This window comes from Flavobacterium sp. LS1P28 (assembly GCF_003970335.1).
Classification (GTDB): domain Bacteria; phylum Bacteroidota; class Bacteroidia; order Flavobacteriales; family Flavobacteriaceae; genus Flavobacterium.
Genome location: NZ_RYDI01000003.1, coordinates 15,764 through 42,502, shown reverse-complemented (window position 1 = coordinate 42,502; position 26,739 = coordinate 15,764). Strand labels below are relative to the sequence as shown.

At 34.6% G+C, this 26,739-nt stretch carries 27 protein-coding genes and 1 pseudogene; 2 read left to right on the top strand and 26 right to left on the bottom strand.

The window, feature by feature from the left end; translation table 11 throughout:
* Positions 1 to 25: 25 nt before the first annotated feature.
* The 26 genes and pseudogenes from EKL97_RS04045 to EKL97_RS03915 all read right to left on the bottom strand — a co-directional run bounded on the left by EKL97_RS04045 (position 26) and on the right by EKL97_RS03915 (position 25,477).
* Positions 26 to 1,315 carry a hypothetical protein gene (locus tag EKL97_RS04045; protein WP_126568193.1) on the bottom strand — a complete coding sequence of 430 codons (1,290 nt, stop codon included), beginning with the start codon at positions 1,313 to 1,315 and terminating at the stop codon, positions 26 to 28.
* 14 nt (positions 1,316 to 1,329) lie between these two features.
* Positions 1,330 to 2,208 carry an alpha-1,2-fucosyltransferase gene (locus EKL97_RS04040; protein ID WP_126568191.1) on the bottom strand — a complete coding sequence of 293 codons (879 nt, stop codon included), beginning with the start codon at positions 2,206 to 2,208 and terminating at the stop codon, positions 1,330 to 1,332.
* 151 nt (positions 2,209 to 2,359) lie between these two features.
* Positions 2,360 to 3,904, bottom strand: a complete 1,545-nt coding sequence (locus tag EKL97_RS04035) for a lipopolysaccharide biosynthesis protein (RefSeq protein ID WP_126568190.1) — start codon at positions 3,902 to 3,904, stop codon at positions 2,360 to 2,362.
* A gap of 1 nt (position 3,905) precedes the next feature.
* Positions 3,906 to 5,090, bottom strand: a complete 1,185-nt coding sequence (locus EKL97_RS04030) for a glycosyltransferase family 4 protein (protein ID WP_126568188.1) — start codon at positions 5,088 to 5,090, stop codon at positions 3,906 to 3,908.
* A gap of 373 nt (positions 5,091 to 5,463) precedes the next feature.
* Positions 5,464 to 6,339 (bottom strand): NAD-dependent epimerase/dehydratase family protein, encoded by an 876-nt coding sequence (locus EKL97_RS04020; protein WP_126568187.1) that lies wholly within the window; start codon positions 6,337 to 6,339, stop codon positions 5,464 to 5,466.
* 5 nt (positions 6,340 to 6,344) lie between these two features.
* Positions 6,345 to 7,670, bottom strand: a complete 1,326-nt coding sequence (gene rfbH / locus EKL97_RS04015; protein ID WP_126568185.1) for a lipopolysaccharide biosynthesis protein RfbH — start codon at positions 7,668 to 7,670, stop codon at positions 6,345 to 6,347.
* Positions 7,671 to 7,672: 2 nt separating this feature from the next.
* Complete coding sequence (rfbG, locus tag EKL97_RS04010; RefSeq protein ID WP_126568183.1) at positions 7,673 to 8,752, bottom strand: CDP-glucose 4,6-dehydratase; 1,080 nt, start codon at positions 8,750 to 8,752, stop codon at positions 7,673 to 7,675.
* Entirely contained in the window at positions 8,740 to 9,516 is a 777-nt protein-coding gene (gene rfbF / locus EKL97_RS04005) for a glucose-1-phosphate cytidylyltransferase (RefSeq protein ID WP_126568182.1), read from the bottom strand. Before rfbF ends, rfbG begins: the two co-directional genes overlap by 13 nt.
* A 15-nt stretch (positions 9,517 to 9,531) precedes the next feature.
* Positions 9,532 to 10,515, bottom strand: a complete 984-nt coding sequence (locus EKL97_RS04000; protein ID WP_126568180.1) for an FAD-binding oxidoreductase — start codon at positions 10,513 to 10,515, stop codon at positions 9,532 to 9,534.
* Positions 10,516 to 10,541: 26 nt separating this feature from the next.
* Positions 10,542 to 11,609 carry a Wzz/FepE/Etk N-terminal domain-containing protein gene (locus EKL97_RS03995; protein WP_126568179.1) on the bottom strand — a complete coding sequence of 356 codons (1,068 nt, stop codon included), beginning with the start codon at positions 11,607 to 11,609 and terminating at the stop codon, positions 10,542 to 10,544.
* A 318-nt stretch (positions 11,610 to 11,927) separates the two neighbouring features.
* Positions 11,928 to 14,339: an SLBB domain-containing protein gene (locus EKL97_RS03990; RefSeq protein WP_126568177.1), complete on the bottom strand. Its 2,412-nt coding sequence runs from the start codon at positions 14,337 to 14,339 to the stop codon at positions 11,928 to 11,930.
* 667 nt (positions 14,340 to 15,006) lie between these two features.
* The gene (locus EKL97_RS03985) at positions 15,007 to 15,225 is read right to left on the bottom strand and encodes a hypothetical protein (protein WP_126568176.1); all 219 of its coding nucleotides are present in this window, start codon (positions 15,223 to 15,225) and stop codon (positions 15,007 to 15,009) included.
* A 538-nt stretch (positions 15,226 to 15,763) separates the two neighbouring features.
* Complete coding sequence (locus EKL97_RS03980) at positions 15,764 to 16,141, bottom strand: hypothetical protein (protein ID WP_126568174.1); 378 nt, start codon at positions 16,139 to 16,141, stop codon at positions 15,764 to 15,766.
* Entirely contained in the window at positions 16,120 to 16,626 is a 507-nt protein-coding gene (locus EKL97_RS03975) for an ATP-binding protein (RefSeq protein WP_126568172.1), read from the bottom strand. Before EKL97_RS03975 ends, EKL97_RS03980 begins: the two co-directional genes overlap by 22 nt.
* 32 nt (positions 16,627 to 16,658) lie before the next feature.
* Positions 16,659 to 16,958, bottom strand: a complete 300-nt coding sequence (locus EKL97_RS03970) for a helix-turn-helix domain-containing protein (RefSeq protein ID WP_126461339.1) — start codon at positions 16,956 to 16,958, stop codon at positions 16,659 to 16,661.
* Positions 16,959 to 16,960: 2 nt separating this feature from the next.
* Positions 16,961 to 17,299, bottom strand: coding sequence for a type II toxin-antitoxin system RelE/ParE family toxin (locus EKL97_RS03965; RefSeq protein ID WP_126461342.1), 339 nt, complete (start codon positions 17,297 to 17,299; stop codon positions 16,961 to 16,963).
* Between the two features lie 225 nt (positions 17,300 to 17,524).
* Positions 17,525 to 18,367 carry a RhuM family protein gene (gene rhuM, locus EKL97_RS03960; protein WP_126568171.1) on the bottom strand — a complete coding sequence of 281 codons (843 nt, stop codon included), beginning with the start codon at positions 18,365 to 18,367 and terminating at the stop codon, positions 17,525 to 17,527.
* 262 nt (positions 18,368 to 18,629) lie between these two features.
* Positions 18,630 to 18,785: pseudogene (locus EKL97_RS03955) on the bottom strand (GDP-L-fucose synthase); the annotation flags it as partial.
* Positions 18,752 to 18,904, bottom strand: a complete 153-nt coding sequence (locus tag EKL97_RS15775; protein WP_233588547.1) for a hypothetical protein — start codon at positions 18,902 to 18,904, stop codon at positions 18,752 to 18,754. The gene EKL97_RS15775 and the pseudogene EKL97_RS03955, both read right to left, overlap by 34 nt.
* Positions 18,904 to 19,911: a mannose-1-phosphate guanylyltransferase gene (locus tag EKL97_RS03945; protein WP_126568169.1), complete on the bottom strand. Its 1,008-nt coding sequence runs from the start codon at positions 19,909 to 19,911 to the stop codon at positions 18,904 to 18,906. Before EKL97_RS03945 ends, EKL97_RS15775 begins: the two co-directional genes overlap by 1 nt.
* A gap of 340 nt (positions 19,912 to 20,251) precedes the next feature.
* Entirely contained in the window at positions 20,252 to 20,677 is a 426-nt protein-coding gene (locus EKL97_RS03940) for an adenylyltransferase/cytidyltransferase family protein (protein ID WP_126461356.1), read from the bottom strand.
* Between the two features lie 38 nt (positions 20,678 to 20,715).
* Complete coding sequence (locus EKL97_RS03935; RefSeq protein ID WP_199736836.1) at positions 20,716 to 22,044, bottom strand: nucleotide sugar dehydrogenase; 1,329 nt, start codon at positions 22,042 to 22,044, stop codon at positions 20,716 to 20,718.
* Positions 22,045 to 22,672: 628 nt separating this feature from the next.
* Positions 22,673 to 23,542, bottom strand: a complete 870-nt coding sequence (locus EKL97_RS03930; protein ID WP_126461360.1) for an ABC transporter permease — start codon at positions 23,540 to 23,542, stop codon at positions 22,673 to 22,675.
* A 9-nt stretch (positions 23,543 to 23,551) separates the two neighbouring features.
* The gene (locus tag EKL97_RS03925; protein WP_126564293.1) at positions 23,552 to 23,815 is read right to left on the bottom strand and encodes a hypothetical protein; all 264 of its coding nucleotides are present in this window, start codon (positions 23,813 to 23,815) and stop codon (positions 23,552 to 23,554) included.
* A 238-nt stretch (positions 23,816 to 24,053) separates the two neighbouring features.
* Positions 24,054 to 24,806 (bottom strand): pirin family protein, encoded by a 753-nt coding sequence (locus EKL97_RS03920; RefSeq protein ID WP_126568168.1) that lies wholly within the window; start codon positions 24,804 to 24,806, stop codon positions 24,054 to 24,056.
* Positions 24,807 to 24,895: 89 nt separating this feature from the next.
* Positions 24,896 to 25,477 (bottom strand): Crp/Fnr family transcriptional regulator, encoded by a 582-nt coding sequence (locus tag EKL97_RS03915; RefSeq protein WP_126568166.1) that lies wholly within the window; start codon positions 25,475 to 25,477, stop codon positions 24,896 to 24,898.
* Positions 25,478 to 25,626: 149 nt separating this feature from the next.
* Between EKL97_RS03915 and udk the strand changes: the two genes are divergently transcribed.
* Positions 25,627 to 26,235 (top strand): uridine kinase, encoded by a 609-nt coding sequence (gene udk / locus EKL97_RS03910; protein WP_126456031.1) that lies wholly within the window; start codon positions 25,627 to 25,629, stop codon positions 26,233 to 26,235.
* Positions 26,236 to 26,377: 142 nt separating this feature from the next.
* Positions 26,378 to 26,698, top strand: a complete 321-nt coding sequence (locus tag EKL97_RS03905) for an FtsB family cell division protein (protein ID WP_126461376.1) — start codon at positions 26,378 to 26,380, stop codon at positions 26,696 to 26,698.
* The last annotated feature ends 41 nt before the right edge of the window (positions 26,699 to 26,739 follow it).

Sequence of the window (26,739 nt, the reverse complement as noted above, 5' to 3'; positions counted from 1 at the left end):
GTTGTAACCTAGGAATGTAATCAAACTAATTTCTAATTTTAAAATTCTTTAAGTAACTTTTATCAATCAAATAAACATGATTTTCTATTTTAGAGTACAATCGCATTAATCGCATCAACATAAAAAATCTATTTGCACCTACACACTTAAATAAAATTTTTAGTAACTTATTTATCATTAAAGTTTTTTGTTCTACATTTTCAGCAGTTGCAATTGAAACCTTATCTGTTTTTAGCATTCTTTCATTTATCAGTTTTGCCTGCTTCAAGGATAAATAAAACGAATTACTAGCATCAAATGGATTAGAATTTATTTTTTTATCTTCATGCAATCTCCTAAAAAGCTTTCGATACACACTAGATATACTTACTTGATTAGAAAAATAATTATAGGTGTAACTTAATTGCACATATCGTGAAAAATCACTTTGTTTTATAAAGTTGGCATATCTATCAAAGATTTTTTTTAAATCCACATGGTCTTCAAAATTTTTAATATTCCCTTGTACTATTTCTCCATTAATTAATGCATTATAATTGTATCCCGAAAAATGAACAAATGTTAGTGGATAAAGAGTGTCAACCTCTTTTTTTATACGATTCTTAACAAAGTATGAATTATCTATATCTATTATTTCTCTCTCATAAAAATTCCATGGGGCAACATTTAGACCCAAATCGTGAGAAATTACCAATTGATTTGGAAAAAATGAAGGTAAAAAATCCATCCATTTCTGATCTGTAAAGTAATTCTCCATCATGTTTTGAAAACACCTATCCTCCAGACGAATTTCCCACCAATCTAACATCTTTTTAGCATACTCATCTCGTTTTAGCGCCAAAAAACCCAAATTAAACATCCCCGAATACAATAAATTGCGCTCGTTCAGTTTTCCAGTGTATAGGTCTTCGATCGTTGTGATGTGGGGCGTAACGATTATTGAATGTTGCTGTAATTTATTAAATATTGTATCTAATGAATTAAACACTAAAATATCAGGATCAAAGTAAATACAAGCATAAGGATTAAACTTCTCAAAAACATATTTAAAACAAGAAGGCTTGATCGAAGTACAAAATTCAGTCAAATCGTATTTAAACGACATTTGATTCCATTGTTCTTGAGAAATACTAATTGTATCTTTGGCTATTATAATATTATCTGGAAGATCATTGATTTTTTCTTCATCCGAAAATTCATCTGCTACAAAAATCAAAAAATCAACATCATTATTATGTTCTTTTATTGATTTTTCTAACGCAAGAGCTAGCCCTATATAATTTTTAGCACAAATAGTAAAAGCTATTTTTTTCATTTTTTATTTAAAATTTAATAATCACCTAGTGTAGTCCATGCATCCGGATATACATCAGTAGTACTGTCACTATTCAGAAAACGTTTTGGCGAAATCACAATCTTATTTTTGTTTTTATTAAGCCATGCTCCCCACCAACTAAAGGTGCTATTAGCAATTATATTATGTTGACACAGGCTCATTAAATACATATCCTTCCAAGAACTCTTTCCTGCATTACAGTCTACATAGGTTACGTTTTTAATAAAAATATTTTCCTTTACCCAAGCTAAATCATTAGAAAAAACAAAAAAATGGGAATTCTCTACTTTCGATTCCATGGTACTAATTGCTTTTTCAAAATACGCTGTGGTACACACACCTCCAAAAAGATTAATATTATCGTTATTAAAAAAATCACCTCGTCTTACATGCAGTGACACACTATTTGTGCTCTCGATACTCGATATAAAACTATGATTAATCTCATCATTAGGAGCGCTAAATTCGAATGCTTTATCAACTTTATCCTTTGCTCCAATAAAATATTTCTCAGTGTGCCACCCACCATAATAAAAGGTAATTCCTTTCGAAGGGGTACTGTAGTCGCTATTGTAATTGTAATTAAAGTCTTCTTTTACAATCTTACAATTTAGTAAATGCAGTAACTTTTGTATTGGACTGCTTACCCATTTCACTTTATCCGTAAGTAATATTCGAAATAAAACATAAAGAATTCTTTGACTCAAAGACACCTTACAATCAACACTAAATACGCTTTCTAATTCCAAGCCATTGTGATCACTACAAAACGGAATAAAATAGGTGGATGTATTCTTTTTCTTATGCTGCAAATAAAAAGCATACTGAGACATCTGGTTTCCTAAACCATTGAAAATAATTACTACGTCCATTCTATAAATTAACTATATTAATTTGATTATTATTAAAAAAAAATATGGTTTACTCAACTATTTATAAGTATTAGCTTTTTATCTACTTCCAAAAAAGTTTTTCTTAGTTTTTAGCAAGTACTTTTAATTAAAGAAATTACTACACTACATTTTATAGTTCAACATCTTTTGCTTTTATAATTTTTAAATGTCTCATAAAATTAAACACTAACAACCTGATCGGTTTAGAAAAAACAAGAATCACTACACTATTAATACAAGCTATTAATATCGCATACTCAACAAATAGAATCCAACTATTAATTGGTGGTAAAAAATAAATAAAAACAAAAGACATGGAAAAAACAACTACCAATAGTGAGCTTCCAGAAAAAACAAAGTTTAATATTTCTTTCCCTTTTAATTCTATTTTAGATATGATTAATTTATTTAAAAAATAACCTATCAAAAAGGTTGTTGATAAAAATTCTGCTATTGGCAAAGCTATAAATCCTAAATAACTAATTAAAGAGAAAATAAGAATCAAACGTAATATTCCTCCAATCACATCGTACATTACTGTTTTTCCAAATACACCCAAAGCGTATAAGTTAATACTCAAAAAATTAAAGCGAGTATAAAACAACATATTAATGCAAAGGAATAAAGACAACATATTCCCTCCATATTTATCAGCACCTAACAACAATGAAACAAAACTTGAATTAAAAATAAAACTTAATGACACAATAAAAACAGAAAAAACATTGAAAATAAAAAATATCTTTACGATATTTTTTTTAATTACTTCTTTATTACCCTCGCCAACTATTTGTGAAATACTTGAAAAGATAGAAGACCCCACAGGTGCTAAAAAAGAATCACAAACTATATAAATTCTACCTGTAATAAAAAAGACTGCGGAAGCAGTTGGATTAATAAAATTTGTGATAATTAAAAGCTGGCTATTGGTAACTAATGATTTCGCAACTCCTCCTCCAAACATTGGTAAAACGGATTTAATTAACTCGTTACTGTAAAGCTTATCTATTTGAATTTTTGGAAAATGTTCTCTTTTTAAAATTCTTATTAGTGCGACTATCAAAATTGAAACACCAACCAAGCCTCTAACCAATATCCCTAAAGGTATCGCAACTACTCCAAAACCAAATTTCAACCCTAATAATGTAACTGTTATACCACAAAAAATAGAAATTAAATTCGCAAAACCACTTACGCTAACTTTCAATAATGCCTGAAAAACGGCCGAAACATTATGAAACAAAATATTCAAGCCTGCTCCAATTGCTGAATACAGAAATGCGTACTGAATATTTTTAGCTTCATTTGGTTCTGCCTTTACCCAGTCAGAAATAAATGGAAAAAAAACTAAACCAAAAAGAAACAACACAAAGGCAATAGAAACCGAAATAAAAAGACCTGATCCTAAAATTTTAGAAAAACTATTAAAGTCTTTTTTTGCATAACTATTAGATAGTTTTTGAGTTAAAACAAAGGCCATCCCTCCTTCTAATAAGCCCAACATACCAACTATATTGCCCGAAGACAAATACGAACCATAGGTTCCTACTGAAAAATAGGTTAGATATAGCGGTACTAGCACCAACCCGTTTATTATTGCAAAAGAAGCATTTGCATAATTAAATAATAAGTTTATAATTGAAGCCTTTGTTTTTGAAGTCTGTAATTTTTTCAACTTAACTATTTTTTGATGAATATCCTCTCATTAACTTAAAATATAATTCATCTGGGTTATTAACCTCTAACAAAGTCTTATACCCATTATTTCCTATTGATTTCCTTAACTCTTCATTATTATCTAATGCTAAAACCGCATTAGTAAATGCCACTGTATCGTTAGGCTCAACGATTAATGCGTCATATCCATTCTTAAAAATATCTATATGAACACCAACATTAAACAACACTACAGCTTTTTTCATTAATAAAGCTTCACATAAAGCGTATTCGGTAGAAGTTGACCATAAAGAAGGCATCAATACCGCTTTAGATTTTAAGATAGCATCACCTAAACCATTATTCCAACTCACTCCATTAATTATTTCTACATTTTTTAAGTTAGAAATGTTTTTAGGCAAGTTAGACATTGGATATATTTTAAGTTTCTGTTCTGGTAATTTTGCAAAAACATCCAATAAAACACTTAAGCCTTTATGTGAATTTGCCTGTCCATAAAAAATAAAATAATCTTCTGATTTTCCAGATTGTTTATCAAAAAAAGTATAGTCAAACGCGATTGGGAATCTATAAACCTGTGATTTTTTCGCACCATATTTATTTAAAATAGTATCCAATTTAGTATTACTTGATAAAAATAGATCTGCATTTAAGGCTTTTTTGTGAGACACTTTCTTTTCAATTAAGCTTGGTATCGATCTAATTGTCACACATTTTTTAGTTAAAGCATTTAAATAATTACCATTTGCACATAAAGTACATTGTTGCCCATTTCTAAAACCAAATCCTTGTGAACAGTAAAAGTGCATTGTCCATGGTTGCAATACTACTTTTGCTCCATACCCTCTTGCCTCACTAATAAATTGTGCTGGTTTAGTATGGTCAAAAGATGCAAAATGAACAACATCAGGAGAATAATCACAAAGTATTTTACTAAACGATTTTATTTCTTTTGTCTTATAAAACAATCTTGCTGCCCTATTTATTATATCCATTCTTATCGGTAGAAATTCAACATCATTTTCCTTATAAAAGTCGCCCATTTCATAATCATCGCGTATACCGGACAAGACTAGTAATTTAACTTGATTGTTTTCTCTTTTGAGTATTTTTGTTATGTACCTAACAACTCTTCCGCCAGACTCATTAATATGAGATGACTCACAAACTAATAAAATTCTCATTTTCAACTTTTTTCTATCTAAAATAGATGTTATAATGGCGCATTATGCTGTTAAAAAACTCAATAAAAACTTCTTTTTCTATTAATTAAAACATTACGAATTCAAATATCCCAAATTACATCAGCAATGTAATCATAATGTGACTCATTCAATCCTGGCCAAACCCCCAACCAAAATGATTGATTCATAATAGCGTCGGTATTGGTCAAATTACCAACTACTCAGTGTTTAATATTAGCAGAAGCTGGTTTGCACAACAAGTTATTTCAAACAACAGTCGAGTGCCAATTTTTATAATAATTTCATCTAAAAATAATGTAATTAAATCAACGGTATAAATTTAACGAGCTTTCTTAAACTCGATAAATTTATTTTATTTTTCTAAACTTACGATTCTTTTAATCGCTGTTTCATATGTGAATTTAGGTTTCCAACCTAATTTGCATAAATTTAAATTATTCGCTTTTGAATCTTTAATCTCATTAATTCTGCCTACTAAAGCACCGAATAACAAATCAGACTTTGAGTCCATGATTTGATGTATTTTGGACACGAAGTCTTTTACTGATATTGAGCTGCCCGTTCCTACTTCAAATTCTGTATATTGTCCTAATACCTGCTTATTTGCTAACACTACCAAATAAGCATCTACGACATCCAAAACATAAATAAAGTCTCTTTTTTGACTTCCCTCAGTTAATTTTATAGATTTTTCATTAACTAAAATCTTTCCCATTACCGATGTTATAAATTTAGTCTTTGAATCAAATTCCCCGTAAATATGCTCTAATTGTAAATTAAACACCTGTATACCCGAAAGAGATTTTAAATAATCTGTAAAAATATTTTTCGACATTATGTATTCTTTTAAATAACTATAATCCTGGAATTTGCTAAAAAAACTATCAGTATTAACAAACAAATTTAGTTTTTTTTTATCTGCTGATTCTATCAACTTTATTGGCAGCAAAACATTACTCTCTAAAACTGATGAATATGGTAAATCTCTACCATATTCAGTAGCAACGTGAATTATTGTATCAATAGAGTACATTTCGAAAAGGGCATCAATATTTGAAAGCTGTTTATTTATTGTGAATATAGAGAAACCTTCCAGATTTTTAATTCGTTCCTTATTTGATGTTTCTCTCACTAATATCAAAACATCTGCGCCAGCCTCAATAAGTCTTTTTAAAAGATGGCTCCCTAAAAAACCTGTTGCCCCAGTTAGTAAGATTTTGTTTTGCATCGACTTTAAAAATTTAAACCGAAAAACTCTTCCATTTTCTCCACTACAAAATCAAGATGATTGTCAGTTAAGGCTGGTTGTACCCCAATCCAGAAGGTATCATTCATTGTTTTATCGGTATGCGTCAATTCTCCAACAATTCTGTATTCGATATCCTTGAAATAAGGTTGTTTGGTTAGATTTCCTGCAAACAATAACCGAGAACCTATTTTATGATTGTCTAAAAATTTTAATAGATCAACCCTGTTGGATCCGCAGTTATCTTTTAAAGTTATAGGAAAACCAAACCAAGATGGATTACTGTTTTCTGTAGCTACAGGTAGATGTATAAAATCATTTAAAGATTGTAATTTTTCTTTTAAATAGCTGAAATTTTCACGACGTCTGGCGATAAAAAAATCTAATTTATCTAGCTGTGCCAATCCGCAAGCCGCTTGCATATCGGTTATTTTTAAGTTATACCCTGAGTGAGAGTATACGTATTTGTGATCGTAACCGTAAGGCAAATCTCCATGTTTTTGTTCAAAACGACAACCACAGGTATTATCACATCCCGGAGCACAATAACAATCACGTCCCCAGTCTCTAAAAGATTCGGCAATAGCTTTTAATTCAGGATTATTCATAAAAACAGCCCCTCCTTCTCCCATGGTCATATGGTGAGCAGGGTAAAAGCTTAAGGTTCCTATATCTCCAAAAGTGCCACACTTTTGTCCGTTGTATTCTGCACCCAATGCATCACAAGTATCTTCAATCAGCCACAAATTGTATTTTTTACAAAGTTCGGTTACCTTATTCAAATTGAACGGATTTCCTAAGGCATGAGCCAACATAATCGCTTTAGTCTTTGGGGTTATCGCCGCTTCAATTAGATCAGCATTGACGTTGTGGGTATTTATGTCAACATCTACAAAAACAGGAATGGCTCCAAATTGAACAATAGGATTTACTGTCGTAGGGAATCCGGCTGCTACACCAATAACCTCATCTCCTTTTTTAATGGCACGATCACCTAATTTATGTGAAGTCAAAGTGCTAAATGCTACTAAATTAGCAGAAGAACCAGAATTAACAGATAAACAGTATTTAACTCCTAAAAATTCTGCTAATTTCTTTTCAAATTCTGCATTAAAACGTCCTGTAGTTAACCAGGCATCTAGTGAGGCAGCTACCATATTTTGCATTTCTTCTTCTCCTAATAATTTCCCCGATGGAGGAACTACAGTTTCCCCAGGAATAAAAGGTGTAGGTTCATAATTGATTGCGGCATATTTTGATACTAAACCCGCAATTTCATTTCGCAAATTTTGTAATTGTTCTTTCTTTTCCATTATTATAATTTATTACTATATAAATCTATTTCTTTTAAACATTGTGTTTTCATATCGGCTTTGCTCATCCAAGCTTTGTGCCAATTAACAATCAAACTTAGCGTGAATTCTAAATTCCATTGGGGCACCCATTTCAATTGCTGCGCCGCTTTGGAGCAATCAAGTTTTAAAAAACCTGCCTCATGAGGATTGCTATTGGTATCTAATTCCCAAGAAGCCCCTTCTCCCCAAGTTTTTATCATTGTATTCAAAATCTTTTCAACCGATTGACAATCTTCGTCTTTGGGGCCAAAGTTCCAGCCTTCGGCAAATTGATCTCCATTATTATATAATTCTTCCGCTAAAACCAAATAACCAGATAGGGGTTCTAACACATGTTGCCATGGCCTTGTAGAAAGTGGGTTTCTAACAATTACCGGGGTTGATTTTTCAAAAGCCCTTAAGATATCCGGAATTAAACGGTCGCCAGACCAATCTCCTCCACCAATTACATTACCAGCACGTACCGAGGCCAATGAAGCGGAATTTCGCGAATTAAAAAAAGATTTTCTATACGAAGCAATTAGCAGCTCGCAACAACCTTTGCTGCTGCTATATGGGTCATGGCCACCCATGGGTTCGTTTTCGCGATAGCCCCACGGCCACTCCTTATTCTCATAACATTTATCTGTTGTAATTGCAACAATTGCCCTTAAGCTTTTACATTTACGAGCCGCTTCTAGTACATGAATGGTTCCCATCACATTAGTCGAGTAGGTTTCCACTGGTTCTAAATAAGACAAACGTACTAGGGGTTGTGCCGCCATGTGTATCAAAATTTCGGGATCAAAAGCGACCATGCTTTTGGTAACAGCCTCCAAGTTGCGAATATCCCCTATTTCTGATTGCATACCAGTGGCGACTGAAGCTTCTTCAAACAAATTAGGGTTCGTATAAGGCGCTAATGAATAACCCTTAACAACGGCACCCATTTGTTGCAACCATAACGCAGCCCAACTTCCCTTAAAGCCTGTGTGACCCGTAAGATAAACTTTTTTGTTTTTCCAAAATTCTGAATTTACTTTGCCTTCTAATCCTTCCATAATCTCCAAGGTGCTTGATTAGTATCCCATAACTCTTCTAAGTGTACTTTATCTCTTAATGTATCCATTGGTTGCCAAAACCCTTCATGTTTAAAGGCCATCAATTGATTATCCGAAGCCAATCCTTTTAAAGGACCTTGTTCCCAAACTGTATCATCACCAGTAATTCGATCAATCACCTTAGGTGACAAAACAAAAAAACCGCCATTGATCAAAGCCCCGTCTCCTCTTGGTTTTTCTTGAAACTGCCTCACTTCACCATCTACTATCTCTAATGCACCAAATCTCCCTGGGGGATAGGTTGCTGTGAGTGTGGCGTCTTTTCCGTGCAACTTGTGAAATTCTAACAAAGCTTTGATGTCGACATCTGCAACTCCATCACCATAAGTAAAACAAAAACTCTCCTCTTCTTTCAAATAGGGAGCTACTCTTTTCAATCGGCCGCCTGTCATAGAATCATCGCCTGTATCAACCAAGGTTATCGACCAAGGCTCGGCTCTTTCTTCATGAACAATCATTTTATTATCTCTCATATTGAAAGTAACATCTGATTGATGCAAAAAGTAATTTTGAAAATATTCCTTAATAATGTATCCTTTGTATCCACAGCAAATTATAAAATCGTTTATTCCGTAATGAGAATAAGTCTTCATAATGTGCCATAAAATGGGTTTTCCTCCAATTTCAACCATTGGTTTTGGCTTGGATACGGTCTCTTCACTTAAACGAGTACCTAAACCACCTGCAAGAATAACTGCCTTCATATATATAGTTTATATTTATTTCGTACTGACAAATGCATCCGAATAAAATGAATCCTCAGATAATCCGTTTTGAATTAATATTTTATTAGAATCGTTTATCATATTTTCAGATCCGCAAGCATAAACTACGGAATCAGATAAGTTAATTGATTTAGAAAGAAGGATATCTTGAACGTATCCAGTAGAACCATCCCAATCTTCTGTGTTTCTACTTAACACTGGAATAAAATTCACGTTTATATTACTAAACTCAGGTTTCCAAAATAGATCTTCTGAAAATCTGCCTCCAAAAAAAAGGAATATTTTTTTATTAAGAAGTCCAATATTACCCTCATTCATTTGTTCTAAAATTGCTTTAATAGGAGCAATTCCTGTACCTGTAGCTAAAAAAATGATATTCTCTTTATCTGTATTTCTCAAGAAAAAAGTCCCAATAGGACCTTCAATTCTTAGTAAGTCATTCACTTTTGCTTCGTTAAACAAATAATTACTAAACACCCCCCTTGGATACTTTTTTATAAAAAAAACAAGGTTTGTAGATTTATTATAATTTGCTACTGAATAACTTCTTTTATAATCGCCTTTGATAAAGTTTACATATTGCCCAGGCAAATAGTTAAATGTAGATTGAGGGGGAATTCGTAATTCCAATTCAATAACATCTGAGGATAATTTGGTTATTCTATTAATTTTGGAAGGCAAGGTTCTTATTGATTCTAATTTATAGCCACTTAAATCATCTAAATCTAGAACCACATCTGAAGTTGGAGTACGAACGCAAGTCAAAATATAGCCGTTTTTTTTATCTTCTTCATTGAGTCCAATTTCATCAACTTTGGCTATAGAGGTACCTGAAATTACTTTTGCTTTACAAGATTGACACCTTCCCGTTTGGCAGCTATAATTTAAATTAAGATTCCGCTTCTGGGCACCAACTAAGATTGTATCATTAGCCTCGCAATAAAAACTAATATCATTTTTTAAAGTAACTTGAAACATAGAGCTATCATGTTGTTGAATTAAAATTATGTATTAATCCGTTTAAATATTCTTCGAATTATCAAAACTATAACCGTTAAAAATCCTGCTAAAATTCCACCCAACAGAACCCCCTTGGCCTTGCCAAATTTTTCTTTCTTCAAGGGCAAAATAGGTCGATCAATCACCTGAATCAATGGCGTTTCCTTACGCAAGGTTACTTTAGCCAATTCACTTTGTTTTACTAATTCGGTTAGTATGGCAGTATTCGCTTGCACATCTACCTGTCTTCTAGCAGAAGGAGCTCGTCGTACATTCATCGCAGGATTCAATCCAAAAGTATTGTCATTAGCAACCGCCACACCGGTAATCGCTCCGTTGAGTTCACCACGTATAGAATCCGTTTGTCGTTCCAGAATATCCATATTCTCGCGTGCTTTTTTACTTTTGGTCGTGACATAAAAATCAGAAACTTCTTTGACAAGCGCTTCCGTAAAATACTTGGAAAACAATTCATTAGTAGAAGAGACATCTATGTTAATAATAGCAATCTTTTTATCTTTTTGTCCGACGGACAACCCTGTTTTAGACAAGTCTTGATATACCACACCCAAGATACTGTCATGTACTCGGGTAAAATGGGTACGCTTGGTATCGGGTAAAAACTGGATGGTTGCAAATTTTGGTTTGTCATTCCACTTTTCCCTCCAGCCCTGATTTTGTATGTACATCTCCGCCAAAGAAATGGTTTTTCCATCCACTACAACAGGACTCAACAAAGTTTGCTCCACCATAGCGCGGGACTTGAACAACTCGGTCAAATTAGATCCGGTAAAAATACTTCCTCCTCCGCCGCCAAGATCTATACCAAATGAACTCGCCAAACCTAAGGCTCCTCCCAAGCCACCACCTGTCTTCTCATCTTCTAGTGCGAAGGATAGTGTTGCGGTATATACCGGTTTTTTTATAAAAGAATAAGCTAACCCTAAAGCTGCCCCTATAACTCCTGCTAAAACAATAATTTTCCATTGCCCAAGCAAATAGGAAAACCATTCTCTTCCTTTTTCAATAAGTTCTTTTAACGATATTTCATCGTTTGGTATTTGTTCGTTCATTTTTCGGTTTTCTGTTATCCGTTGTCTGTTAATCAGCCTGCCCCGAGTTTTTATCGAGGGGTCACTTCGAGTGATTTTATAAAATAGCGATAGCAGTTACATAAAATTGTATCGAGAAGTTGGTTGTCTGTTAATCAGCCTGCCCCGAGTTTTTATCGAGGGGTCACTTCGAGTGATTTTATAAAATAGCGACAGCAGTTGCATAAAATTGTATCGAGAAGTAGATTATTGATTTTTCATTTCCTTTGGATCTGGTTCAAAAATATAAAGTGCTGAATTTTCGATTCCCTTTAGGACTAGAGCAAAAACTAAAGATACCTACTTAAAAGCGGTCAAAATAAGTAACGCTAAACTTGACATTACACTTCCTATTCCTACCCATTCCCCGGCACTCATTTTTTTAACTTCCGGTTTTTCTGGCACTATAATTTGAGAACCTGCAGTCACTTTAGGATACGTTTTTATGAATAAGAAAGAACTTACTACATCTGCTTTACCATTTGGATAAATAATGTAGGCCTTTTTCTTCCAACCCTTGGCATCGATACCACCAACAGCATCTAAGTAATAATTAAATCCTTTTCCTTTTGTATAAGGAATCTCCGAAGTTAACAATACATTACCTGCCACTTTAACCCCTTCATTGTAAGTAGCCACTTCAATCTCATCACCGGGAAACAAAGTTACATTGGTGTTGCTTTTTGGATTTTCAACAATGGCTTTCCAATCCACTGGTATGGTGGCAAATTTTAAATCTTCTTTTAGTTTTTTAGTAAGCTTGTTTTGGATACTGTCTTTTTTACCCAAATTCATATTTACATTTTCCAATGCTTCTATTTGTTCGGATTGAATGGGTCTCTTGATCTTAACTCCCTCTATATTGGCAACTGATGTCAAGCCACCTGCTCGTGCAACAATATCATAGACTTTGTCTTTTTTAGTTGCCAAAACATATTTCCCGGAATAATGGACCGCTCCGCTGATAGTGACCATCTCTGGTTTATCATAAACGGCCATTTTACGGATATTCACCACATCAAAAGGCTTCAAATCAAAGTTCTTTAACTGTTCATTGTTATCAGCCGTAATTTCGATATTAAATAGTTCCGCTTTATTCGGATTGGCATCGTCTATTTCTTCCGATTGAATCATTCTTGCTACCTCAACTCTCTTAGAAGCCGATCCTGATAATCCACCAGCTTGAACCAATAGATCATTTAAGGTTAAGTTTTCATGATACTGATAAACACCTGGTTTTTTAATCTCACCATCAATGGTTATTTTAAAGTCTTCAACAAAATCTAAAATTGAATACACCGTTACGATGTCTTCTTTAAATAATGCGACATCCGCTTCTAGATCCCCTGCTAAGGCTTTGGCTAAATTTACATTGACTATTTCCGTGGTCAAATCCGATTGTAGTCGAATGATTCTCGCTCTGTTGCTATACGCATCTTCTTTTAGACCTTCCGCCTTTGCAATCAAATCGGAAACACGCATTCCTTCATAAAAAGAATACGTATCCGGTCTAAAAACGGCACCGTCAATTTTGATACGGTTTTCAAAACGATTCAGAATTTTAGTCACTCTAAACACATCCCCGGACAACGGTTTATAAGTATTAAATTCTGCGAATTTTACATCTCGAACTTTAAATTCTTTAGCTGTTTTTTGCAATACATTCACCGAAGCAGTATACGCCAATTCATTGAATCCTGATGCAAAAGACAGTAAATCTGCAAATGTCTCCCCTTTTTTCATTTCAAAAATACCAGGACGTTTTACCTGTCCCTCGACGGTGACCCTTTGATTGTAAGCCGGAATTCGAATGACATCATTATCCTTTAATCCCACATTATCCGATTGATTTCCATTGACAAGGAAGCGGTAAATATCAATGTTTTTGTATACTTTATTATCCCTTAACAATTCAATATTTCTGTAACTGCCGTTTTTTCCCGGGCCACCACCTAAAAATAACGCATTATAAACGGTTGCCAAAGAAGATATCGAATAATTACCGGGTTGTTTACTGCCAATTATAGTAACTCTAATCGTTCTGATGCGACTTAAAGTCACTGCGACTTGAGATTGTCCTGATCCCACCGTGCTATACACTCTTGCGATTGCACCTTTTATTTTTTGGGTAGCAGCCTCAATCGTCATTCCGGAAACGGAAATCTGACCTACATATTGAATGGTTATTTTACCCTCTGTAGATACGGGAATACTAGCATTAAATTCTTGTACTCCATACACACTAACCTGCACTTCATCGCCGGGTCCCAACACGTAATTTACAGGCGTAGCCAATTTTAAATTGGGTTCAAAATTTAAGGTAGGATTATCGAAAAGCTCCGAACCAAAAATTAAAGCATTTAGGGTATCTTTTACTTTCGTATTGACGATTTTTTCTTGTTTTCTATCTTCCGTATCACTGGAATTACTAGTATTTGAAACGCCTGTTTGCAAGGACAGACCAGCAATTCGAGTTCTTAATTTAGCAAACTCCGAAGCGGGCATTCCTTTGGCTAGAGCCATAGGTTCTGCTTGTTCAATCGTCATATTGTTTGTTTGCAGCTGAGTTTTTATTTTTGCGATGTCGCTATCGATCAAATTATCCACTTTTAAAGTACTCAAATCAGTACTTTTTAACAAGTCCTGTGCAAGTACGTGGGAAGATTGGAAAAAAGCAAACAACAATAAAAGAGCAACAATTATTTTTCTCATAAGTAATGTGTAAAAATGTGTATTTTTTTAATTCGAAATATTTTAAGTACTATTTTTTTAAATAAGTAATAACTAAAATTTAATGTCGTGTTTTACTAAAATTCTATATTTATTTGCCATAAATTTCAAAGATTGGCACAGATTAATTCGCCACGCAGCTTTAAAAATCGTTTTAATCCACCCAATCTGTGGCAGAAAACTCTTTTTAATAATTGCCACAATATATTTTTCGTGTTACTTATACTATTTTTTAAATAACAAGAAACCCGTTGGGCGTAATGAATAAATTCCCATTAATCTTAAAGAAAAAATTGATGCACAGCACATAATTTTAAAATAGAAGTAATAACCATGGTATAATGTCGTATTTTAAAATCAAGATAAAATTATGTAACAATATAATTTAAAGCTGTTTTACTTAAAGTTAATTCTTTTGACTTTACGACTTTTAAACTTTCGACTTACTTATGTTTCTATGTGGTCAAAAAATTAAACAAATTGAATTACACCCAAGGGGTTAACTAGAATAAAACAAACAACTCTTTATCGTTTTTATTGTAGGAAGTTCTATTTTCTCTATCTTAATTTTATTCTGTACCACAAATCTGTGTCAAAAGTTTTAATTATTAGTTTATTAAATCCTAAAATTATCTCGATTTGTATTTTTTTAATACAATAAATCGGAATTCTCTCTCCAATTGACTATAAAATTCTTAACATCCTGAGACCTTTCTTTTTGCAAAATCAAATTAGTGGTATCCGTTGTTAAGGGAGCTTTTTCCGGTTTTTTTGAAAGCGGTACGATTAAGCAAACGCGTAATTTAGTAAATTCTGAAGCGGGCATTCCTGTCGATAAAGCTAGAGGTTCGGCCTGATGAATAGTCATATTGTTGCTTTTCAACTAAGCTCTACTCTTTTCGAGAGCAGCACCCGATAAATTGTCTACTGGCGGAGTACTCCAATCGGCAGTTTTTAATATATCCTGAACGCTTATCTGGACAGAATGAAAGAGGATTAAAAGGACACTACGGCAGTACCTATTATTTCCATAATTGTTTTTCAAGTATTTTAAATTCTAAAGGGAAACACTATTACCTAATAACGAAACGAAACGCTGCACCCAATTCTTTATTTTTATAAAAGCTTCGCTGCTCAAAATCCCATTTTACAGTTATTTTGTGCGGCTTGCGCAAAAGTAGCAATTTTTATAGCATTAGAAATAAAAAGGTTTACAATTAATCTTTTCTTAACCGATTAAACCTTTTTTCTTTTAAATGGTTAATTGGTTAATCGTTTAACTGGTTAATCGTTTACTATTTCGTTAACCGATTACACTTTTCTCTTTAAATGGTTAATCGTTTAAGTGGTTAATTGGTTAATCGTTTACTATTTCGTTAACCGATTAAACCTTTTTCCTTTAACGTTTATTTATATCCCAGTTTTTTTCGATTTTCCCATTTCTTTTGCTCTATTTTTTCTTCAATAAATTGATCCATTACAGTATAAATTTTCATCAATTGTACATCGTGTTCTCCAAGGCGTTGTTCCAAATCATTTTTCAATTCCATGATTTGTTCAGAAAGATGACTTTGCAAACTAATTGTTTTTCTGATTTCTACAAAGGCACGCATAATGGCGATATTAGTTTCAACTGCTTTTTTAGATTTTAAAACCGTACTAAGCATTGCAACTCCTTGTTCACTGAAAGCAAATGGGGTTTGAGGGCTAAACTTTATTGATTCTGGTAGGTTATCACAATTTGTGATAAGCTCCTGCCATTCTATTTTATTGAGTTGAAACATAAAATCATCAGGAAATCGATAATCCTATAATAGCCTCCTGTTTTCGGTGCTCCTTTAAATTCGATTTTATTTTCTTTCTTTAATTGATTAATTCCTCTTTCAATAGTCCTTTGGGGAACGTTCAAAAGGGACTTTATGTTTGAAACATTGATGCCGGGATTGCTTTCAATAAGTACCAGAATGTCTTTTACTCCGCCATTTACTCCAACGGCATATTTATCCTCAGTATTTTTGCGCCAAAGAATGGTCTTGAAAATTTCTTCCTGTAGAAACTCGGGAGCTTTTTTCAAACCTGCCTCTTCACAAAGTCGAATAATGTCGCCTGTTCCTGTTCCCATCCTTTCGATAAAACCCGCAAGATACATAGGCTCGGCCAGTAAAGGATTGGCTGGAATGGAACTGTGCGGCTTTCTAAGTTTGGCAGTAGTTAATCCATAAGGCAAACTACCCGGATTCCAAATTTCGAGCCGGTCTTTAAAAAGCATGACCTGAACAAATTGTAGTGAGATGTACTGATTTATAAAAATGTCAATCCTATTCGTTTGTTTAATCCTAATTCAAAAAGTCGAATCAGTGTTGAAATTTGAATATTTCCTTTTCCATTTTCAATTTTAGAAATATAACTTTTTTTAGTCCCTGTCTTTTCGGCAAGCTGTTCCTGTGTCATTTTTGCTTCTTTTCTTGCTTGCTTCAGCATTTCGCTGATAATAAACATTTGAGTGTGTTCCTCATATTTATTTCTGCTTTCTGTTCCAATTTTTCCGTGTTCAACTTCAATAAGTTGATCAAAATTAGTTATGTGGCTATATTTGTCCATGTCTAATTTGTTTTAGTTGAAAAATATTCTTTTCTCAATCGTATTGCTTTTTCTAATTCGCTATTGGGAGTTTTCTGAGTTTTCTTTTGAAAGGCATTGAATAATACAACTACGTTTCCTTTGTCGAAACAACAAAATATTCTGTAAATATTGGATTGATATTCAACTCTTATTTCATAAACTCCATCGCTTCCGGACAAATGTTTTAAAAATTTTTCAGGAACTCTGTCAACTTGCATTACCAGTTCAAGAATATTTTTAATCTTAGCTTTTACTTTATCTTCTTGAATTTTATAAAAGTCAAGAAAGTGATTCTCGTAAAAGATTATCTGTCTACTCATCTTGCAAAGTTAATTTAAAAGATAACTTATTTCAACTTATTTAACGTCTATTTTTCTTTCTACACAAATTTTTATCACACTATAGTTACCCTAAAAGGCTGTTTTTTTTTAGCAGGAACGACTGATAGTTTAATTGGTTAATAGTTTACTATTTCGTTAACCGATTAAACTTTTTCCTCATCGATTAACCGATTAAACCTTTCTTAAACGATTAACCCTTTCCTACTACTCGTATAATTTTCCAAGCAATGTTGCAGGGTCAATATTCAATTTTGAGAAAGCAAACCATTTTTTGCCTAAGTCTTTAAGTGATGCTCCTATATGATACACTTCCGTTTCATCGATTATCAAAAAACGATCATGTGATTTGGAAAATTGCTTAATTTCGACAAGTTCGTATTGGGAATTGAACCGCTCTAAATCGAGTTTTAACTGTTTAGTAATGTCTTTTGTGTAAATAATAACGCCAACTCCTTTTTCTCTCTTTGACAACTGTATTAAAACAGTTTCGTCTACGAAATTATCAATAAGAAGGATCGATTTTTTTGCAGATTTTATCAGTCTGGAAACAAAGGAATGTGCATCGAAAATTTGTCCATCATAGAAAATCCCTTGATTTAGGGGAAGAGAGGTATTTAACAAAATTTCAATTTTCTGGTCATGCTCGAAAATCTTTTTCTCGATATTTTCAATTCTATTCTGAATCGCATAGCCTTTTAACAAATAGGATTTCAAAGTATTAGTTGCCCATATCCTGAATTGTGTCCCCGTTTTTGACTTCACTCTATAACCGACGGAAATAATCACATCGAGATTGTATAGCTTAACTCTTCGCTTTATCTTTCTAGAACCTTCTTGTTGAACTGTCAAGTATTCCTTGATAGTTGAAAATTCGTCTAGTTCCCCTTCTTTGAAAACATTATTAATATGGAGACTAATATTTTGTTTTGTTGATTGAAATAAATCTACCATTTGTAATTGAGTTAGCCACACAGTCTCATCTTCTATGCGAACCTCAATATGGCTTGACAGCATTTCTGCCTGATAGATAACTATTTCGTTGTGCATTATTTTCTGCTTGCTTGGTTTTTTAAATGGTTAATCGTTTAACTGCTTAATCGTTTACTATTTCGTTAACCGATTATACTTTTTTCTTTAAATGGTTAATGGGTTAAGTGTTTAACTGGTTAATTGTTTACTATTTCGTTAATCGATTAAACCTTTCTTAATCGATTAAACTTTTTTCTCATCGATTAAACGATTAACCTTTTCTTAACCGATTAACCCTTTCCTAACCGATTAAACTTTTCTTAACCGATTAAACTTTTCCCTACATCTTAACTTGCTTAAATGCATTTACATTCTCCAAAAACCAATCGTATGTTTTCTGGATTCCTTCTTCCAGCTGCACCTGATGTTTCCATCCTAGTGCGTGCATCTTGGAGATGTCCATTAGTTTTCTGGGTGTACCGTCCAGTTTGCTGGTTCCAAGGGACCTGTGAGCAAGTATTCCTCTTTCAAGGGCTGTGGTGCCAATTTAGGATAGATGCACGAACTTCCCACCATTCCATTGCCTGCGATATATATTTTTGAGGCGGTGTCCATTACTGTAATAATTCCGGTTTTTCCTGTTCCAATGCATTGTATACATTCTTAACATCTTGAGAACTATTTTTTTGAAGAATCAAATTAGCAGTATCTGTATAGACGAAAATAGTGTTTTTCATTCCCACAAACGCCGTATAATTTGTATTGCCAATCACCATATTTCCATTGGGATCAACAGGATGCCCCGTTGCCACTAAATAGTCGTACACCGATTCGAAAGAACCCAAGTCCGACCATGAAAATTCAGACACGACCACTTTTATCTTTTTACTGCGCTCCATTACCGCATAATCAATACTGATGGATGGTATATCCATGGATAAAGCCAAATCTAGATTTCCATTGCTGTTGTTGTCCCATGCAATTTTAGATTTTTCATAGACTTCCGGATTATAGGTCTTTAATTCCTCCAGAAAAATGCCTGCTTTGAAACAAAACATCCCGCTGTTCCATAAAAAATTGCCTTTAGAGATAAATTCCCTCGCGGTAACTTGGTTTGGTTTTTCCCGGAAGGAAACTACATCCTCACCCTTGCGCTCAATATACCCGTATCCCGTTTCCGGTTTCGTCGGAATAATACCGAAAGTAACAATAAAACCGTTAGAAGCCTTTTCTACTGCTTCCTGAATCGCCTTATTATAGTGTTCCATATCGCCTATAATATGATCCGAGGGCGTCACGATTAAAACAGCCTCCGGATCAGAAGCTAGTGCAGCAAAAGCGATGGCTGCAGCCGTATTTCGCGGAGTAGATTCAACAATATCGATATATGGAGTATTGGATTTTTCTAGAACGTGCCGACTTAAATGACAGTTATCACTATTTCCCACAACCATAATCTGGTCCACCAAAGTACGATTGCGCTCCACGGTCATTGCAAATAACGATTTACCTTCAAATAAATCTAAATATTGTTTGGGTTGACTTTTGCGAGATAGCGGCCACAATCGGCTTCCCACTCCTCCGGTAAGGATTACATGTGTTACTGCAGGCTGTTTTTTCATAGTGTTTTTTATGCAATTAGTGCTTATAAGTGATTTGACGCCTCGATTTGGGGTTTACAAAACAGCCTATTGGCGACTATTTTAATTATATTTTTATTTAGACAGGAATCAAATTAAATTCCCTTTTTTTCTTTCGCTTCTTTTTTAAAGTTTCGAGTTAATGACTTAAAAACTTAGTATGAAGACTACTAAACGCAAACTTCTTTGCTGTAATGACTTGAATACTTTAGAGTACAGTGAGAGGATGAAATGTTTGAATCTGGAAACATCAAACCTGAACACCTTTCAATTCTTACCTTTCACTTCTCACCATTCACTTTTCACCATTCACTAAAAAACCCTACTTCTCCTTCATCAGTTCTTTCTCTGTGACTTCTTTTCGCAAGCTGCTACTTGAAAAGCGATGGTCTCGTATATTAAAAAAAAGCACGATCCCTTTTTCTTCACAGTAGTTTCGTCCCGTAAAATTCTTGTCTTTATATTCATCTCCTACGATGCGGACATCAATTTTGAACGCACGTAAAATATCCTCCAGATCTTGCTCTGTTGCATAAGGAACTATTTCATCTACATGCTTACAGCCTTTGAGTTGAATATAGCGTTCAACCACAGATTGGGTAGGCCTGTTTTTTTCAGGACGATCGATAGTAGGATCTGTTTGCAGTCCCGCAATTAAATAGTCACACTGTCCTTTTGCTTCCTCTAACATTTTGATATGTCCGGCATGCAACAAATCAAAAGCACTGAATGTTATCCCTATTTTCATGTTTTCTACTATTATGGTTTGAGTCCGAACGGTACTATTTACAATCTCCCATCGACTGCATCCCCTAAAACTCCTTTTACATCATACAACACACTAGTTTCTTTTTGTAACTGTGACAAATCTATCGCTAAAAAGGCAGCATGCGCCACTCCTAACACAATGGCATCAAATTTATTATTGGGCACTGTAGCGGTTGTTTCTAATTGGTATTCGTGTTGTACTTCTGATGGGTTTGCCAAGGGATCATAAATGGTGATGACAATACCATAATCTGCTAACGCAGTGATTACATCCACAATTTTGGTATTGCGCACGTCGGGACAGTTTTCTTTAAAGGTGATGCCCAGCATTAAAAGTGCCGCACCATTTATAGAAATGCCCTTTTTGATCATCAATTTTACAATTTGAGACGCTACATATTCTCCCATACTGTCATTTAGGCGTCTTCCTGCTAATATAATTTCAGGATGATATCCAAATTCTTGTGCGCGTTGTGCCAAATAATAGGGATCTACCCCAATACAATGTCCGCCCACTAATCCGGGTTTGAAAGGCAGAAAATTCCATTTGGTGCTCGCTGCTTCCAAAACGGCATGCGTATCAATATTCATTAAATTAAATATCTTGGCCAATTCGTTTACAAACGCTATATTGATATCGCGCTGTGAGTTTTCAATTACTTTGGCGGCTTCGGCTACTTTTATACAAGGAGCCAGATGTGTTCCTGCCGTAATAACAGATTGGTATAATTCATTCACTTTTATTCCGATCTCCGGCGTGGAACCAGAAGTCACTTTCAGAATTTTCTCGACCGTATGTTCTTTGTCTCCGGGATTAATTCGTTCCGGGGAATAGCCGGCAAAAAAATCAACATTGAATTTTAATCCTGAAAATTTTTCTAATACAGGCACACATTCTTCCTCAGTTACACCAGGATAAACAGTGGATTCGTAGATAACGATATCGCCTTTTTTTAAAACCTTTCCCACCGTTTCAGAAGATTTGTACAAAGGCGTTAAGTCTGGACGATTATTTTTGTCTACCGGAGTTGGCACCGTGATGATGTAATAATTGCAATCCGCAATAGCAGTGCTTTCTGAAGATACTATTAATCCGTTTGTAGCTGACGATTTTTCGACTGCGCTCTGCCTCTCAACTGCGCTCGAGGAGACAAAACTTGAGACTAATACCTTGCGTAATACTTCATCCGAAATCTCCAGTGTAGTATCCGTGCCTGATTGTAAGGATGCTACCCGAGAGGCATTGATATCAAATCCCACAACAGCATATTGAGTTGCAAATAATCGAGCCAATGGAAGTCCGACATACCCTAATCCAATTACCGCTATTTTTATACTTGAATTCATTTTTTTTTAAACAATTACAATTGAATTGTACATTTTAACCTACCGCTTCGCGACTTCAACTCACATTAATGAGCTGAAAAAGTCATAGATAATAGAGGCAAATATAACTAGAATATGTTGCCGTTTTATTTTTTATTTCTCCTCTGAAACACAAGAAAACATAAAAAAAGACACAAATAACTAGCAATCAATACAAACCATTTGCGAAATCCATTTAAACCCAGATGAAAAATCACCTAAATCAGTGACTAAAAAAAGACGCTCTACCAAACCGACTTTAACTATACCGTACCATACTATAAATGTATCGTCTTTTTGTTTTTTGATAAGAACGGATATTTCCTTTTGAACCAGTAAGGCATTACGGTTTGTTACCCTTAAAAACTTACTTTTATTCCCGTTGCGTGTAATTTACCAAACGTCAGTTCGAGTGCAAAGCGTATCGAGAACCGTTTTTAATTTAAAATTTTCTTGTTCTCGATACGATCCTGCCCAAAAGCGGGATCACTCGAACTGACGGAAAATTATCATCAAAAATTAATTATACCCAACAGCTTAACTTTCTTACTTTTCTTACTGGCTAAAAAATCAATCCTAAAATGAACCCTTTCATCAGGACCGGTGTTCTTTACACTGTATCGATAAAACTTTTTTCGGTTCTGTTAAAAATCAAAACTCCCACTAAGAACACCAGTACCGTAATCAAAAAGGTATATCCCAATCCCAAAACAGATATGTGTCCAACATCCAGCAGCATGTATCGTGTCGTTTCGATCACATACGCCAAGGGATTGTAGGTTATCAGCCAGCCGTAATCCGGCAATTTTTCTTTGATGAGTGCCATTGGGTACATCACGGCGGACAAATACATCAATAATTGCACTCCAAAACCAACCAAATTACTAAAATCTCGGTATTTAGTGACTAAGGAAGAGATAAACATTCCCAGTCCCAATCCTAAAACTCCCATCATAACGATCAGTAGTGGAAAAAACAAAGTCGCTGTATTCATCCCTATGGCAGCTCCTTGGGCATAATAATAGCCGTAAAAACAAATGAATATAAAAAATTGAATTCCAAACTTCAATAAGTTGGAAACAACAATAGACAGCGGTACAATAATGCGAGGGAAATATACTTTCCCAAAGATACCTGCATTACTGCCAAAGGTATTCGAGGTACCATTGAGACAGGCCGTGAAGTAATTCCAAACGGTAATCCCGGCCAAATTAAACAAAAAAGGCGGCACGGTTCCGGTATTGATGCCCGCAACATTATTGAAAATAATAGTAAAAGTAATGGAGGTAAACAGCGGTTGTATAAGGTACCAAAGTGGCCCTAAAACCGTTTGCTTATAGACGGTCACCACATCCCTTTTTACAAAAAGCAGCAGCAAATCTCTATACTGCCACACTTCCTTCAGGTTAAGGGAGAAAAATTTATTTTTAGGTGTTATTTCAAACAGCCAAGTGGTGTTTTTTTGTTCGGAATGGTTCATTGGTTCATGCTAAAATGCTACTTTTTGTTGTTCTTTCCGTGCGAAAAAAGTTTTGTTTTCTACTGCTAAACTCAATTGAATTCTTACGAAGCAAATATAAATAATTTGCATTAAGTATTGTTTAAAAAACAACTTGTTCACATAATTCTTTTTTGCTGCGTCAGAATCGTGCGGAACAGTAGCGCCACTTAAATGGTTCTCCAGAAACACTTTCTTTGCTTGCGAATCCTGCAACACACCCACGCCATTCCATGCAGGAACGGCATTTATCAATCGGATTACGGTGGTGGCAATTTATTGACTGGAAACATTCGTGAACATCATGTGTAATTATACCAAACGTCAGTTCGAGTGCGAAGCGTATCGAGAACCGTTTTAAATTATACCAAACGTCAGTTCGAGTGCGAAACGTATCGAGAACCGTTTTTAATTCAAAATTTTCTTGTTCTCGATACGATCCCGCCCAAAATCGGGATCACTCGAACTGACGAGTATGATCATCAAAAATCAATTACAATTGCATGGGTACTTCCATCAACAGGATTTCGGCACTAGCGGAATTAGCGGTAATTTTAATAGCATTAGTATCCCAGATTCCTACTCCGTCTCGCTCGTTTAAAGCAATGTTTCCTATGGCAAAATCGCCTTTCAAAACAAAAGCGTAGATTCCATTTCCGGGTTTTTTTAATGCATACGTGGCAGCAAAATCCTTTTCGAATTTCCCTATATGAAACCACGCATCTTGATGAATCCAAACACCTTCATCCTCAGGATTTGGGGATAGAATTTGTTGGAGTTTATTGTGACGGTCGTTTAAATCTAAAGTAACTTGATCATAGCGAGGCGTTACATTTTTTTTATTTGGATAAATCCAAATCTGCAAAAATTTAACCAGCTGGTCTTTATTTTTATTGTATTCGCTGTGAAAAATTCCGGTACCGGCACTCATGGCCTGAATATCCCCTTCCTTGATTACCGTAGTATTGCCCATACTGTCATGGTGTTCTAAATCGCCTTCGAGCGGAATAGAAATGATTTCCATATTGTCATGCGGATGTTTCCCAAAACCCATCCCCTGATTGACTCTGTCATCATTGAGCACGCGCAATACGCCAAAATTCATTCGCTCCGGATTTTGATAATTCGCAAAACTAAACGTATGATAGGATTCCAGCCAACCGTGATTGGCATGACCTCGCGTGTTTCCTTTGTGCAAAACAAAATGCGTAAGTACTCCTTCTGTATTTTTATCTGTATTTTCCATTGTCCTATTCTTTAAAATATAATGCAAAGGTGCGTCAAAAAAAAGGCATTTGCATTGAACCAGGACAAGAAATGAAAAATTATGAGACTTTAAAGTTTTGTCATTTTGGTTCTCACTTTACTTAAAAACTCAGCCGAAATCCCCAGATAAGAAGCAATGTAATGCTGGGCAACGCGCTGCGATAGTGTGGGATAATGTTCCAGAAACTCTATGTATTTTTGGGTCGCTGTTTTAGAAATAGTATGAAACAAACGGTCTTGCGTAACGGCCAGACTGCGCTGCATCAGGATGCGGAACGCGCGTTCAAACTTTGGTGCTTTGGCAAATAATTCTTCTTTTGCTTCCGGGCTGAACAGCAAAAAATCACAATCTTCCAACGTTTCGATATACACACGGCTTGGTGCATCTTCGTATATACTAAAAGAAATATCGCTCACCCACGCATTCTCGAGCGCAAATTGCAGAATAACTTCAAAACCATTGTCATCAATATAATATTTCCGGACACAACCTTTGATGACAAAAGCTTCAAAATGACACATTTCGCCTTCCTGAAGTAAAACCGTTTTCTTAGCAACGGCTTTATATTCCAGCAAAGAATTGAAAATTTCTAGTTCTTTGGGTTCAAAAGTGACATACCGACTTATGTTTTTATTAATTTGGGGATACAATAGTTTCTCGTTTAGAATTTAAAGATAGCTAAATACCCTTAAAAAATGACTCGTAAATATATTAAATTAGCAAGATTTCCTCAAAAAACAAAATCTGCTCTCGATTAAATTCCTATTTTTGTTCCAATAAAAACATAATAAAAAAATTTATGCTCATTATAGGAATTGCAGGTGGTACAGGAAGCGGAAAAACAACCGTTGTACATCAGATTATGAATGAATTACCACAGACAGAAGTTGGTATTATTTCACAAGATTCATATTATAAAGAAAATCACGGACTCTCCTTTGATGAAAGAGCATTGATCAATTTTGATCATCCCCGGGCCATTGATTTTGAGTTGCTAGTGGCCCACCTCAAAGAATTAAAGGAAGGAAATAACATTCACCAACCCGTTTATTCCTTTGTAACCCACAACCGGTCTGACGATACCGTTTTTACTCATCCTAGAAAAGTGATGATTGTAGAAGGAATTTTAATCTTGGCCAATCCCGAATTAAGAGAATTATTTGATGTAAAAATATACGTTCATGCCGATTCTGACGAACGATTAATCCGACGCATGAAACGCGATATAGTGGAACGTGGCCGTGATATGAATGAAGTCCTTAACAGATACCAAACCACATTAAAGCCAATGCACGAGCAGTTCATCGAACCAACCAAGGCATTTGCGGACATCATTATTCCAAATGACAAATACAACACAGTAGCCATTGATGTGGTGCGCGCAGTAATAAATCAAAAAATTCTGTGATTTAGTTGTAATTTTAACAGAATAAGTATTAGGAGCTATTTCCCGCTTTCCGTTGCAATCTTTTAGTAGGTGAATCTTCCTTCGTCAGTATCACCTACTAAAAGGATTTCCACTATAATCGGGGCTAAAAAAAATAAAAAAAATGACAAATCCATATAAAGACAAACCTTGGTTTAAATTCCTGAGCAACAAATATGTCTGGGTCCTGTTGTTCTTTTCGTCTTGGATGATTTTTCTGGACAACTATTCGTATTTTGATCATCGCATTTTAGACAAACAAATTGAAGATCTGGAAGACAATGCAGAATATTACAAAGACGAAATAAAAAAAGACAAAGAGAATATCAAACAATTAAACAATTTCGAACAAATAGAAAAATACGCCCGAGAAAAATACTATATGAAAAAAGATAGTGAAGACATTTACATCATCGAATTTGAAGGCGACACGATTCAAAAATAAAATCCCATTCCCAACCATTCCCAAAGGGAAGAGAGTGTACA